The 13,323-nt window shown below is 65.7% G+C and carries 13 protein-coding genes; all 13 read right to left on the reverse strand.

The window, feature by feature from the left end; genetic code table 11:
* Window positions 1–63: 63 nt before the first annotated feature.
* A complete protein-coding gene (locus tag OA56_RS09625) occupies window positions 64–1,761 on the reverse strand; it encodes an RNA-binding domain-containing protein (RefSeq protein ID WP_461584970.1) in 1,698 nt (565 codons plus the stop codon).
* Between the two features lie 51 nt (window positions 1,762–1,812).
* The gene (locus tag OA56_RS09630) at window positions 1,813–3,360 is read right to left on the reverse strand and encodes a class I SAM-dependent DNA methyltransferase (protein WP_461584972.1); all 1,548 of its coding nucleotides are present in this window, start codon (window positions 3,358–3,360) and stop codon (window positions 1,813–1,815) included.
* Window positions 3,361–3,393: 33 nt separating this feature from the next.
* Window positions 3,394–4,323 carry a peptide-methionine (S)-S-oxide reductase MsrA gene (msrA, locus tag OA56_RS09635; protein ID WP_461584974.1) on the reverse strand — a complete coding sequence of 310 codons (930 nt, stop codon included), beginning with the start codon at window positions 4,321–4,323 and terminating at the stop codon, window positions 3,394–3,396.
* Entirely contained in the window at window positions 4,320–5,717 is a 1,398-nt protein-coding gene (locus tag OA56_RS09640) for an amino acid permease (RefSeq protein WP_461584977.1), read from the reverse strand. Before OA56_RS09640 ends, msrA begins: the two co-directional genes overlap by 4 nt.
* Before the next feature lie 92 nt (window positions 5,718–5,809).
* A complete protein-coding gene (locus tag OA56_RS09645) occupies window positions 5,810–6,229 on the reverse strand; it encodes a SufE family protein (RefSeq protein WP_461584979.1) in 420 nt (139 codons plus the stop codon).
* Entirely contained in the window at window positions 6,226–6,756 is a 531-nt protein-coding gene (gene sufT, locus OA56_RS09650) for a putative Fe-S cluster assembly protein SufT (RefSeq protein WP_461584982.1), read from the reverse strand. Before sufT ends, OA56_RS09645 begins: the two co-directional genes overlap by 4 nt.
* Window positions 6,753–8,033, reverse strand: coding sequence for an aminotransferase class V-fold PLP-dependent enzyme (locus OA56_RS09655; protein ID WP_461584984.1), 1,281 nt, complete (start codon window positions 8,031–8,033; stop codon window positions 6,753–6,755). The genes sufT and OA56_RS09655 overlap by 4 nt, the downstream gene beginning before the upstream one ends.
* A complete protein-coding gene (locus tag OA56_RS09660; RefSeq protein WP_461584987.1) occupies window positions 7,990–9,198 on the reverse strand; it encodes a SufD family Fe-S cluster assembly protein in 1,209 nt (402 codons plus the stop codon). Before OA56_RS09660 ends, OA56_RS09655 begins: the two co-directional genes overlap by 44 nt.
* The gene (gene sufC, locus OA56_RS09665; RefSeq protein WP_055422983.1) at window positions 9,195–9,947 is read right to left on the reverse strand and encodes a Fe-S cluster assembly ATPase SufC; all 753 of its coding nucleotides are present in this window, start codon (window positions 9,945–9,947) and stop codon (window positions 9,195–9,197) included. The genes OA56_RS09660 and sufC overlap by 4 nt, the downstream gene beginning before the upstream one ends.
* Window positions 9,947–11,374 (reverse strand): Fe-S cluster assembly protein SufB, encoded by a 1,428-nt coding sequence (gene sufB, locus OA56_RS09670; RefSeq protein WP_055422929.1) that lies wholly within the window; start codon window positions 11,372–11,374, stop codon window positions 9,947–9,949. Before sufB ends, sufC begins: the two co-directional genes overlap by 1 nt.
* Window positions 11,375–11,463: 89 nt before the next feature.
* On the reverse strand, window positions 11,464–11,736 hold the full coding sequence (gene minE / locus OA56_RS09675; protein WP_055422928.1) for a cell division topological specificity factor MinE: 273 nt from the start codon (window positions 11,734–11,736) through the stop codon (window positions 11,464–11,466).
* The gene (gene minD / locus OA56_RS09680; protein WP_055422927.1) at window positions 11,736–12,548 is read right to left on the reverse strand and encodes a septum site-determining protein MinD; all 813 of its coding nucleotides are present in this window, start codon (window positions 12,546–12,548) and stop codon (window positions 11,736–11,738) included. The genes minE and minD overlap by 1 nt, the downstream gene beginning before the upstream one ends.
* 12 nt (window positions 12,549–12,560) lie before the next feature.
* Window positions 12,561–13,316, reverse strand: coding sequence for a septum site-determining protein MinC (gene minC, locus OA56_RS09685; RefSeq protein WP_055422926.1), 756 nt, complete (start codon window positions 13,314–13,316; stop codon window positions 12,561–12,563).
* Between the last annotated feature and the right edge of the window lie 7 nt (window positions 13,317–13,323).

The raw sequence follows: 13,323 nt of genomic DNA on the forward strand, positions 1-13,323 counted from the left end.
AAAACCGGAACTTTTCATAAAAGTGCCACGTAATCGTCCGGGACCTGACACTTATGAGCGCGCTCATATCTTTTGTCCCCGCTCATACCAGGCGCCCTTGCGCGCACCATGGCGCACCAGGCGGCCCTCGTCCACGAGCCGGGACAGCAGCCGTGTGGCCTGGTAGGGGCCGATGCGGCATAGCTCCGCGACTTCCCGGCGTGTGATCCGCCCGTGTTTTTCCACGTATTGCAACACCATTTGCTCCTGCTGCAACGGCTCGAATCCGCGCTGCCGGACGTAGCCCGCTTTGTCGCCCAGCAGCCTATAGACGGCGGCGGCCAGATGCCAGGTGCGACCTTTCTTCTGTCCGCGCTCTTCGACGAGGCCCGTTTCCACCAGAGTGTGCAAGGTGGAGCGGGTTTGCGCTTCGGATTTCTGCAGCAGGTGTGCGGCATCACCGGTCGTGAGGCTGCGCTCCTGCCACAAGGCGTTGAGGATCAGCAGCTCGTCCAAACCCAAGACACGTCCGCTTTGACCTTCCGTGACGAGCAGACGCACGAAATCGAGATTGGCCTCGCCGCCGGGGATGACGAGGGTGACCCCCGTTGCATCGCTGCGTGCGTAAGACGGCGCCGGGCGACCGTTGCGCAACTGCTCGTAGAAGATGGTATCGATGCCGCGCGCGGTGCGTTCGACGATGCCGGCGCGCTTGAATGCATCGGCGAGCAGAGGGTTCCTTGGGCGAGGGGCGGTGACGAGCAGGTTGTCGAGGCGCACGCCTTCGGGAAAGCCGCCGGGATTGCTGATTTCGATCCGGTCCGGGTGCCATTGGAAATGCACCGCCCCCAGACGCAGATAGTCGCGGTGGATGAGGGCGTTGGCTACCGCCTCGCGCAGGGCACGCTCGGGGTAATCCGGCACGCCTACGCGCAGCAGGCCGACCATCAGCTCCTGCTCGCGGTTGCGGGCGCGGATGCGAGCCTCGATTTCCTCCATGATCCTCAGCAGCGGCCAGCGGAAGAAGTCGTTGACCTCCACGTCGAGTCCGCGCAGCACCTGAAAAGCCGCTTCGTGGGCGGGCACAAAACGGCGCAGGGCGTCTTCCTTGCCAAAGAGCAGCAGAGCGGCCAGGCGCACGCCGCGCACGCTGCCGTTGGCTTCGACCACGCCGAGTGCCTTGGCAAGGTCCAGATCCGGAAGGTCGAGCAGGCTTTCGTCACTGCGGCCGCGCCGCTCACGTACGCTGCGGCGGAAGCGCTCGAACTCCAACGGGTCGAGGTCCTGCCAACGGGCTTCAGCGATAATCTGCGCCGAGGGATCCAGCAACCCTCGACCGGCTTGCAGGGACTGCACGTCATGGGCATCCATCGGCATGCAGGCGGGTTTCCCGTCACCGCCTGTTGTTCGGCGTAAAAAGACGCCGTCCGCGCTGGCTATGGGGTGCTGCTGCGGTGGAATTTCAATCACGAGTACAAAGCGGCCATCGAGTTCGACCGACTCAACCCGCACCGCTACCGAAGGGCGGGTCTGGTTGGCGATCAGGGCAGCCAGCTTGTTTCGGTCGGTGGTGTCGCCGTGTCGCGGGCGTGCACCGGTGATACGTCCATCGTCTTCGACGCCAATCAACAGATATCCCGGTTCATGTCCGCTGCGATTGGCCAGGCACACGACGGCTTTCACGAGGTCGCGATCGTTGAGCGGTGTCCGTTCCTCGCCCTTGAACTCGACCGCGAGGGTTTCGCCTGCGGCGATCATCTGCAAGAGCTCATCGGCTGTCATATCGCGCTCCACTTGGGGGGCACACAAAGGCAGCTATGTTCAACGCAGCGTTCAAAACCCCAGCTCCCGCAGATTCGCTTCGATCGCTGCATCCAGCCGCGCTGCTTCTTCGCGCTGGGCGCGCCATTGCGCCGACAGCCGTGCCATCTTCTCGGCGAAAGGTTCGCCGTCGTCCTTCTGTGCCGCCGCGCCGACGTAGCGGCCGGGGGTGAGGACGTGGCCGTGCTTGCGGATGTCGTCGAGCGTGGCGGATTTGCAGAAGCCCGGCACGTCCTGATATGCGCCCGCTTCTTTTTCGCCGCGCCAGGCGTGGTAGGTGCGAGCGATCTTCTGGATTTCTTCGTCGGTGAGCTCGCGCCGGGTGCGGTCGACCAACACGCCCATGCTGCGTGCGTCGATGAAGAGCACTTGTCCGCGCCGGTCGCGCAATCCTTTACCGGGGTTCTTGTTGCGGGCGAGGAACCACAGGCAGGCGGGAATCTGGGTGGAGTAGAAAAGCTGTCCAGGGAGCGCCACCATGCAGTCCACCACGTCGGCTTCGATCATGGCGCGGCGGATCTCGCCTTCGCCGGACTGGTTGGAACTCATCGAGCCGTTGGCGAGCACCACGCCCGCCACGCCGTTGGGGGCGAGGTGCCAGTGAATGTGCTGCAACCAGGCGAAGTTGGCGTTGCCCACGGGCGGGGCGCCGAACGTCCAGCGCACGTCCTCGCGCAGGCGCTCGCCGCCCCAGTCGGAGACGTTGAAAGGCGGGTTGGCGAGGATGTAGTCGAAGCGCAGATCGGGGAATTCGTCCTTGTGGAAACTTCCCTCGTTGTTCCAGCGGATGTCGGCGTCGATGCCGCGTACGGCGAGGTTCATCTTGGCAAGGCGCCAGGTGGTGTAGTTGCTCTCCTGGCCGTAGATGGCGATGTCGCCGATGCGCCCGCCGTGCTCGGCCACGAACTTTTCCGACTGCACGAACATGCCGCCCGAGCCGCAGCAGGGGTCATAGACGCGTCCGCGGTAGGGTTCGAGCATCTCCACCAGCACGCGCACCACCGAGCGGGGCGTGTAGAACTCGCCGCCGCGCTTGCCTTCGGCACCGGCGAACTGGCCGAGGAAGTATTCGTACACGCGGCCGAGCACGTCCTTGGCCCGGTTGGCTTCTTCGCCCAGGCCGATGTTGGAGAGCAGGTCGATGAGCTCGCCGAGCATCACCTTGTTGAGCGCCGGGCGGGCGTAGTCCTTGGGCAGCACGCCTTTGAGGGACTCGTTGTCCTTCTCGATGGCGCGCATGGCTTCGTCGATGAGGCTGCCGATTTCCGGGCGCTTGGCGTTGGCCTGCAGATGCGACCAACGCGCTGGCGGGGGCACCCAGAAGATGTTGTCGGCCAGATACTCGTCGCGGTCTTCGGCGGCCAGCGGGTCGTCGGCGAGGAGCGCCCGATGTTTGGCTTCGAACGCGTCCGAGATGTACTTGAGGAAAATGAGCCCCAGCACGACGTGCTTGTAGTCGCTGGGTTCCATGTTGCCGCGCAGCTTGTCGGCGGCCTTGAAGAGTTCAGCCTCGAATCCGAGGTTCGCGCCGTTGTCCGGGGGTGTGCGTTTTTTGGCCATGGCGTGCTCTGGGCGTTTTGCCGCGAGGGGCGATCAAGGATGCGTGTCGGGAATGAATCGCAGGACTTCGCCGTTGATGCAGTAGCGCAGGCCGGTGGGCGCAGGGCCGTCGTCGAAGACGTGCCCCAGGTGGATGCCCGTGCTGGCGCTGCGCACTTCGGTACGGATCATGCCGTGCGAGCGGTCTTCGTGTAGCGTCACCGCGCCGGGGAGGGCTTCATGGAAGCTCGGCCAGCCGCAGGGGCTGTCGAACTTCGCCTCCGAGCGGAAAAGCGGTGCGTTGCTCAGGCGATCGACATAGACGCCAGGGCGCCGCTCGTCGAGGTGGGGGCCGGTGAAGGGGCGTTCCGTGCCTTGCTCGCAGGCGATCCAGCGCGCGAGCGGCGGCAGGTGGCGCTCGGCGAGCGTGCGCCAAAAGGAATGCGGCATGCGCACGCCCGTGCCTCCCAGGCCGCAGTACCCGTTCGGGTGCTTCAGCAGGTAGTGCTGATGGTATTCCTCGGCCGGCGTGTAGGAAACGAGCGGGGCGATTTCGGTGACGATCGGCCCGTAGCCGGCGGCCGAGAGCGCCCGTTGATAGGCGTCGCGCGTGGCGAGCGCCGCTTCTCTTTGTTCCGGCGTGGTGGTGTAGATCGCGCTGCGGTAGTTGCTGCCGAAGTCGTTTCCTTGTCGGTCGAGCTGGGTGGGATCGTGGTTTTCCCAAAACCAGGCGAGCACGGCTTCCGTGAGCACGAGTTCGGGGTCGTAGACGACCTTGACGACTTCGGCGTGATTACGCCCGTTGACCGATCCCAGGCGGAGAAGACGCTCGAAGTCGAGCACTTCGTCGTAAGTGGGATCGGGAAAGCTGCCGCCTGCGTAGCCCACTTCGGTTTCCAGCACGCCTGGCAGCGCGGCCATGCGCTTTTGCGCGCCCCAGAAACATCCCATGCCGAGGACGAGGGTTTCTCGCCGATCACTCATACAGCCTCCTTGGTCCGCACTTGCAGCCGCAGCCGGTAGCAGAGCCACATGAACCCCACCCAGATGGGCAGGGCGATGACGGAAGCGCGCGTGCCGGGGTTGTCGAGCATCAGAAAGAGCAGGAAGGCGACGAAGGCGAGGCAGAGGTAGTTGGCGAGCGGGCTCCAGAAGGCCTTGAAAGCAGGGGTGACGTGGCGCTGCTGCAGGACGCGGCGGAATTTGAGGTGGGTGAGGCTGATCATGGTCCAGTTGATCACCAGGGCGGCCACCACCAGCGACATCAAGAGTTCCAGGGCGCTTTGCGGCAGGAGGTAATTGACCGCCACGCAGAAGAAGGTGATGAGCGCGGAGATGCCCACCGCCAGGACCGGTACGCCGTAGCGATTGATCTTCATGAGGGCTCGGGGGGCGTCGCCTTGTTCGGCCAGGCCGTAGAGCATGCGGCTGTTGCAATAGACGCCGCTGTTGTAGACCGACAGGGCTGCCGTGAGCACGACGAGGTTGAGCAGGTGTGCCGCCGTGTCGCTGCCGATGAGCGAGAAGATGCGCACGAAGGGGCTGGCACTGTAGGGGTCGCCGGCGGCGCTGAGCGAGGCCACCAGCTGGTCCCACGGATAGAGGGAGAGCAGCACGGCGATCGCGCCGATGTAGAAGATGAGGATGCGGTAGACCACCTGATTGATGGCCTTGGGGATGACGCGGCGCGGGTCGGAGGCTTCGGCAGCGGTGATGCCGACGAGTTCGAGGCCGCCAAAGGAGAACATGATGATCGGCAGGGTAACCACCAGGCTGCCGAAGCCGTGGGGGAAGAATCCGCCGTGGCGCCAGAGGTTGGTGACGCTCGCCTGCTCGCCGCCCCGGCCGCTCATGAGCAGGTAGAGGCCGAGCACGATCATGCCGACGATGGCGGCCACCTTGATGATGGAGAACCAGAATTCGGCTTCGCCAAAAGCGCGCACGTTGGCGAGGTTGATCAGGTTGATGAGGAGGAAGAACGCCAGAACGGTGATCCAGGTGGGGATCTCCGGCCACCAGAACTGGACGTATTTGCCGATCGCCGTCAGCTCGGCCATGCCGACGAGCACGTAGAGCACCCAGTAGTTCCAGCCGGAGAGAAAGCCGGCGAAGCGGCCCCAGTAGGTGTGGGCGAAGTGGCTAAAGGAGCCGGCCACGGGTTCTTCGACGATCATCTCGCCGAGCTGGCGCATGATGAGGAAGGCGATGAGGCCACCGATGGCATAGCCGAGCAGCATCGACGGTCCGGCCGTGGCGAGCACACCGGCCGAGCCGAGGAAGAGCCCGGTGCCGATGGCGCCGCCCAGGGCGATGAGCTGGATGTGACGGTTTTTTAGGCCGCGGCGCAGCGGGGCCTCGTGGAGGGTGGAATCGGTCATGGTCGACTTTCAGGATCGTGGCAATGGGCGCAATCTTACACGCGTCTTGGGACGGCGCGCCGATCGGTCGAGTTCCTGGAGTCTAGGGGGGATCAGCGGTTTGCGTCGGCGATCGCAGCGCGGGCGCATTCGCGGATCCGCTCGATCATCGCCCGTAGTCCGTTGCCACGCGTGGGGGATAGGTGAGCGAGCAAGCCCAGACGCTCGAAAAGCGCGAGGGTGTCGAGTTCCAAGGCTTCCCGCGGCGTTTTGCCCTCGTAGGTGGCGAGTACGATGGCGGCGAGCCCCCGTACGATGAGCGCGTCGCTGTCGATCGCCAGGCGCAAGCGGCCGTTTTCGAGACGGCAGACGAGCCAGACGAGGCTTTGGCAGCCGCGCACGAGGTTGGCGTCGGTACGCTCGGATTCCGGGAAAGGGGGCAGCGAGCGCCCCAGCTCGATGAGGTAGTCGTAGCGGCCGTCCCAGTCGTCGAAGAGGGCGAAATTCTCCTCGATCTCGGCGAGCGTCGTCATAGCAGCCCCAGTTCGAGCCGTGCGGTTTCGGAGAGCCGATCGGAGGTCCAGGGAGGGTCGAAGACGACGTTGACCGTTGCCTCTTTTACCTCGGGAATTTGCTCTACGCGTTGTTTGACTTCCTCGCTGAGTACGGGGCCGAGCGAGCAGCCGGGGGCGGTGAGGGTCATGTCGATCTCGACCCGGGCGCCATCTTCGTTCTCTTCAATGTCGAGGCGGTAGATGAGGCCCAGGTCGACGATGTTGACCGGAATTTCAGGATCGTAGATCTGGCGCAGCACTTCGAGGATGCGCTCGCGCAGGTCGCCTTCGGTGGGAATCGGCGAGGGGGCGTAAGGGTCGAGCCCGAAGGCGTCGGCATCTTCGCCGGCCACGCGCACGAGGCGCCCGTCGTAGAGCACGGTGAGGCTGGTGCCCAGCGTCTGCGTCAGGCGCACTTCGCTGCCTTGGGGGATGGTGACGGGTTCCCCCGAGGGGACGACGATACCGTAGACGTCGCGCCGGGCGGTGACCGTTTGGGCGTTCATGGGGCAGGGGCTCCCAGACGTTCGAGGGCGCGGGAGAGCGCCGACAGGGTTTGGTCGATGTCTGCTTCGTTGTTGTAGAAGGCGATCGAGGCGCGCACGGTGCCGGGCAGTCCGTAGCGGGCGATCAGCGGCATGGTGCAGTGGTGCCCGACGCGCACCGCGATGCCTTGCGTGTCGAGCAGGGTCCCGAGGTCGGCCGGGTGGGTGCCGGCGACGTGGAAGGAGGCGATGGGGGCCTTCTCTTCCGGCGGAAGGTCGGCGAGGAGCCTCAGCCCGTCGATCGCCACCAGGCCGTCCCTCAGCCTGCGGTAGAGGTGGGCTTCCCAGGCGGCCAGTTGTGCCCGATCGAATTGGCGTAGGTAGTCGATCGCGGCACCCAAGGCGATGGCTTCGGCGATGGGCGGGGTGCCGGCCTCGAACTTGTAGGGAAGTTCGTTGGGTTCGAAGCCGTGCTCGTCGACCCAGGCGATCATCTCGCCGCCGCCTTGCCATGGGGGCATGGCTTCGAGCACTTCCTGACGCCCCCAGAGCACCCCGATGCCGGTGGGACCGAGCATTTTGTGGCCGGAGAAGGCGTAGAAATCGCAACCCAGCGCTTGCACGTCCACGGGAAAATGCCCCACCGCCTGAGCGCCGTCGATGAGCACGGTCGCCCCCACGGCCTTGGCTTCGGCGATGAGCTCGGCCACGGGATTGATGGTGCCCAGGGTATTCGAGACGTGGGCGAGCGCCACCAGTCGGGGTCGCCGCTCGAGCAACTGGCGGTAGCGTTCCCGGTCGAGCGTTCCGTCGTCCCGTACCGGCACGAGGGCGAGTTCGGCGCCGGTGCGCCGGGCGAGCATCTGCCAGGGGACGAGGTTGGCGTGGTGCTCCATCTGGGTGGCGACGAGGAGATCTCCCGCCTTGACGAAGGCATTGCCCCAGGCTTGGGCCACGAGGTTGATCGCTTCCGTGGTGCCGCGCGTCCAGAGGACTTCTTTTTCGCTCGCGGCGTGGATCCAGCGGGCGACGGTGGTGCGGGCGGTCTCGAAACAGTCGGTGGCTTCCGTGCTCAAGGCGTGCGCGCCGCGGTGCACGTTGGCGTTGCGGTTCTCGTAAAACTCGGTGAGCGCCTCGATTACCTGCCGTGGCTTCTGGGCGGTGGCGGCGTTGTCGAGGTAGATGAGGGGCTTGCCGTAGACCCGTCGGTGCAGGATGGGAAAGTCTTCGCGCCAGCGCTCGACGGTGGCCGCCTCAGGCAGCGGCGTCGTCAGGGAGGGGGAGACGGGATTGGACATGGCGGAGGACCTCTGCAAGGGTGAAACGCTGCAGGACCGGAGCGAGGAAAGCGTCGATGAGCAGTTGCCGCGCTTCGACTTCGGGAATTCCCCGGCTGCGCAGGTAGAAGAGCGCTTCGTCGTCGAGCCGGCCAAGCGTGGCGCCGTGGCCGCAGGCGACGTCGTCGGCGTAGATCTCGAGCTCGGGTTTGACGTCGGCGGCGGCGCCGTCGGCCAGGAGCAGGTGATCGAGCCGCATGGCGGCATCGGTGCGCTGGCCGGCGGGTTCGATGAGGATGCGGCCGATCACGGCGGAGTGCGCTTCTGCCGGCACCAGACCGCGCCAGCGCACGTCGGTGGCGGCGCCGGGGGCGGCGTGGCGGATGCGCAGGGCAACGTCGGTGGAGCCTGGAGGCGCCCCGTAGGTGATGCCGGACAGCCGCAGGGCAGAGGATTCGCCCAGCGTGACGTCCCATTCGAGGCGCTGATAGCTGCGGGCGGAGGCGAAGGCCTGCACGTCGAGGCGGGCACGCGCGCCGAGTTCGGCGCGGACGCGGTGCAGCAGGGCTTCGCCCTCGTCGGCCGTGAAGACGCCGTGGGTGAGTTCGGCGTCCTCGCCGAGCCAGAGCGTCACGGCGCCGTTTTTCGTGGAGGGGCCGAAGGAGGCGAAGGTCTCCACGATCGCGCCGTGCGCGCCTGCAGCGACTTCGACGAGCAGGAGGGGCTGGGCCCATCCGGCGCCGTGGCGGTAGCGGATCTGCAGGGGAGCGTCGGCCGTTTCCTCGAGTTCGAGGAGCAGCACCGCATCGGCCTCGACCAGGTTGCGTACCGAGAAGTAATCCTCGCCCGGCTCCAACCGCTCGCGCCAGCGTGCGCGGGTGGCTTCGTCCAGCTCGGACCAGGGGCGCAGGCGCCAGGCGCGGGTGTGCGCGGCCACGGGCCGACCCTGGTCGAAGTATATCCATTCGCCGGCGAGCGGCTCGGGCGAGGGGAAGGGGAAGTCGAGGCCGCGGCCGGCGCGCTCGGGGGCGAAACAGGCGGAAAGCCGCGAGTAGCGCCAGAATTCGTTCTTGCGCGAGGGGGGTGTGAGCGAGGCGAGCCGCTCGGCGAGCTGCTCGTGCCAGGCGCGCGTTGCTGCGTCTTCCGCCCAGCCGCAGCGGTGGCAGACGGCGAGTGCGGTATTCATGCGACCGACCCCTCGAGCACGGCGGCATAGCCGCCCGCTTCGATCTGGTGGGCGAGCTCGGCTGCGCCCGAACGGGCGATGCGTCCGCCGTGCAGCACGTGCACCCGGTCGGGGCGGACGTATTCGAGGATGCGGGGATAATGGGTGATGATGAGGAAGGCGCGATCGGGGCGGCGCAGGCGATTGACGCCGGCGGCCACGAGCTTGAGCGCGTCCACGTCCAGGCCCGAATCGGGTTCGTCGAGAATGACGAAGCGCGGTTCGAGCAGCAGCATCTGCAGGATTTCGTTGCGTTTTTTCTCGCCGCCGGAGAAGCCTTCATTGACGCCGCGCTTGAGGAAGTCAGCCGGTAAGCCCAGCACTTGCGCCGCTTCGCGCGCGGCGCGCAGCAGGGCGGCGCTGTCGAGTGGCGCTTCGCCCCGGGCCTTGCGCAGGCAGTCGAGCGCGGTGCGCAGGAATTGCAGGTTGCTCACGCCGGGGATTTCCACCGGATGCTGGAAGGAGAGAAAAAGCCCCGCCTGGGCACGCGCTTCCGGCTCCATCGTGAGCAGGTCTTGGTCATCGAGGAGCGCTTTGCCTTCCAGGACTTCGTAGCCTTCGCGGCCGGCCAGGACGTTGGCGAGCGTGCTCTTGCCCGCGCCGTTGGGGCCCATGAGGGCATGGACTTCGCCTGCGGCGATGTCCAGATCGAGCCCGTCGAGGATGCGCCGACCTTCGACGGCGACGGTGAGGTTGCGTATCGTGAGCATCATCCGACCGATCCTTCTAGACTGACTTCGAGGAGTTTGCCGGCCTCGACGGCGAATTCGAGCGGCAGTTTCTGGAACACGTCCTTGCAGAACCCCCCCACGATGAGGGCGACGGCGCGCTCGGGGTCGATGCCGCGCTGGCGGCAATAAAAGAGCTGTTCTTCGCTCACGCGCGAGGTGCTGGCTTCGTGTTCCACGATGGCGCGCGGATTGCGGCTCTCGATGTAGGGGAAGGTGTGCGCGCCGCAGTGCGGGCCGATGAGCAGCGAATCGCACTGGGTGTAGTTGCGCGCCCCGCTCGCGCCGGGGTTGATGCGCACCAGCCCCCGGTAGGCGTTCTGGCTGTGGCCGGCGGCGATGCCCTTGGAGACGATGGTGCTGCGGGTGTTGCGCCCCAGGTGGATCATCTTGGTGCCGGTGTCGGCCTGCTGCCGGCCGCGCGTGAGCGCCACCGAGTAGAATTCGCCCACGCTGTCGTCACCCTTGAGGATCACGCTGGGATATTTCCAGGTGATGGCCGAGCCGGTCTCGACCTGGGTCCAGGAGATCTTGGCGCCGCGCCCGGCGCACAGCCCTCGCTTGGTGACGAAGTTGTAGACGCCGCCGCGCCCTTCTTCGTCGCCGGGGTACCAGTTCTGCACCGTGCTGTAGCGAATCTCGGCCCCTTCGAGGGCGATGAGTTCGACCACCGCGGCGTGCAGCTGGTGCTCGTCGCGCATGGGGGCGGTGCAGCCCTCGAGGTAGGAGACGTAGCTGCCTTCGTCGGCGATGATGAGCGTGCGCTCGAACTGCCCGGTGCGGGCGGTGTTGATGCGGAAGTAGGTGGAGAGTTCGAGCGGACAGCGCACGCCCTTGGGGATATAGACGAAGGAGCCGTCGCTGAAGACGGCGGAATTGAGCGCGGCGAAGAAGTTGTCTCCCGGCGGCACGACGCTGCCGAGATACTTCTGCACGAGTTCGGGATATTTTTGCACCGCCTCCGAGATGGGGCAGAAGATGACCCCGGCTTCGGAGAGCTTGTCCTTGAAGGTGGTGAGCACCGAGACCGAATCGAAGACAGCGTCGACCGCCACTCCGGCGAGCGCGGCGCGCTCGTGCACCGGCACGCCGAGCTTTTCATAGGTCTCGAGGAGCTTGGGATCGATCTCGGTCTCGCTGCGGCGCTTGGGCGCAGCGTAGTAGATGAGCCCTTGATAGTCGATGGGCTCGTAGCGCACGTGGGCCCAGTGCGGCTCCTTCATCGTCTGCCAGCGACGGAATGCGTCGAGCCGCCATTGGCGCAGGAATTCGGGCTCGTTCTTCTTGGCCGAGATATATTCGATCACTTTTTCATCGAGGCCGGGCGGTAGCGTCTCGGTCTCGATGTCGGTGACGAAGCCGGCCTCGTAGGCTTGGCTGAGGGCGGTGTCGAGTTCGGTGGTGGACATGCGGCTCACTCCCCCGGAAGTCCGTGGATTTGTTGACCATTATACTAGGTTTTTGCAGGGAGAGCGCCTATGCTCTCCCTAGCCTGGCTCTATTGGGGGAGGGGAGGAGAGGTTTCGTTGAGGACGATGTTGACTTCGAGGATCTCGAGGTTGTCTTGCCGCTCGAGCTGGACCTTGATGTCTTCGGGGGCGATCTTCACGTACTTCGAGATGACGTCGAGCAGTTCTTTTTGCAAAGCGGGAAGGAAGTCGGGCGAGGACTTGCCGTCGACGTGCTCGCGCGCGATGATGAGCTGCAGGCGTTCCTTGGCGATCGCCGCGGTCTTTTTCTTTTCCCCGAAGAGGCGCGTGAGCAGCGACATCAGGTGCTCCCGAAGAGGCGTTTGATGAGGCTGGGTTTCTCGTAGGAGACGAAACGCAGCGGTTTGTCCTCGCCGAGAAAACGGGCGACGACGTCGGCGTAGGCTTCGGCCACGTCCGTGCCTTTGAGGTGGATGGCCGGAACCCCCTGGTTGGAGGCGTGCAGCACGGCGTCGGATTCGGGGATGACGCCGATGAGGGGCACGCGCAGGAGTTCTTGGATGTCCTTGTAGGAGAGCATCTCGCCTTCTTCGACGCGCTTGGCGCTGTAGCGCGTGACCAGCAGATGCTCCTTGACCGGTTCGCGCCCTTCGATCGCGCGACGGGACTTGGATTGCAGGATGCCGAGGATGCGGTCGGAGTCGCGCACCGAGGAGACTTCGGGGTTGGTGACGACGATGGCTTCGTCGGCAAAGAGCAGCGCCATGAGGGCGCCGCGCTCGATCCCGGCGGGCGAATCGCACACGACGTAGTCGAAGCCCATCGCTTCGAGCTCGCGCATCACCTTTTCCACGCCTTCTTCGGTGAGGGCTTCCTTGTCCTTGGTCTGGGAGGCGGGCAGGATGTGCAGGGTGTCGACGTGCTTGTCTTTGATGAGCGCCTGGGTGAGCTTGGCCTCGCCCTGGAGGACGTTGACGAAATCGTAGACGACGCGGCGTTCGCAGCCCATGATGAGGTCGAGGTTGCGCAGGCCGACGTCGAAGTCGACGACGGCGGTCTTGAAGCCGCGAAGCGCCAGGCCCGAGGCGAAAGCGGCGCTGGTGGTGGTCTTGCCCACCCCTCCTTTGCCGGAAGTGACGACGACGATGCGCACGTGGTAAGCCTCTCAAATGGTTTCGATGGGTTCGATGAGCAGGTGGCTTTGCCCTTGAATGACTTGCAATTTTACCTGCACGGGGCGGTTTGCGATAGAGGCGGGAAGACCGTTTTCGAACGTCTGGTACACCCCGGCGATGGAAACGAGCTCGGGGCCGAAGTGGGTGGCGACGATGCGGGCTTCCAGGTTGCCGCCGGCTCCGGCGAGCACCCGTCCGCGCAGGGGGCCCCAGCAGTGGATGCTGCCGGCGGCGATGATCTCGGCGCCGGGGTTGGAACCGGCCATGAGCACCACGTCGCCTTCCGGAGCGTAGATCTGCTGGCCGGCGCGCACCGGGCGATCGATGAATTTGGTGGAGGCGGCGCGCGCCGTACCGGTCTGCGGGGAGGCGGGAGCTTGCGCCGAGGTTGGGGCGGCAGGCGGGGGCTCGGTTGGCCGGGCGGCCTCGAGCCGCAGCGCGGCCTCGTCGAGGTTGGCCAAATGCAGGCGCTTCAAGGCGGCATCGAACGATTCGGGCACCCCGCGCACGCCGATGGGTTGCAGCCCGAGGCGGCGGAAGAAGGCCACGAGGCCGCTCCAGTCGACCTGTTCGGGCCAGTCGCGCACTTCCGAGAAGTCGAGCACGGCGGGTTCGCCGCCGAAGTAGCTTTCCGTGCCGGCGAAACGTTTGTGCAGCACGTCGGCGAGCCGTGCGGGACTCACGAGCGGCGAGCGCACGACGATGCCCTCGAAGCGCCCGCTCTCGAATCGTACTTCTTCACTCATGATCGAA

The organism is Tepidiphilus sp. HLB4 (assembly GCF_054823945.1).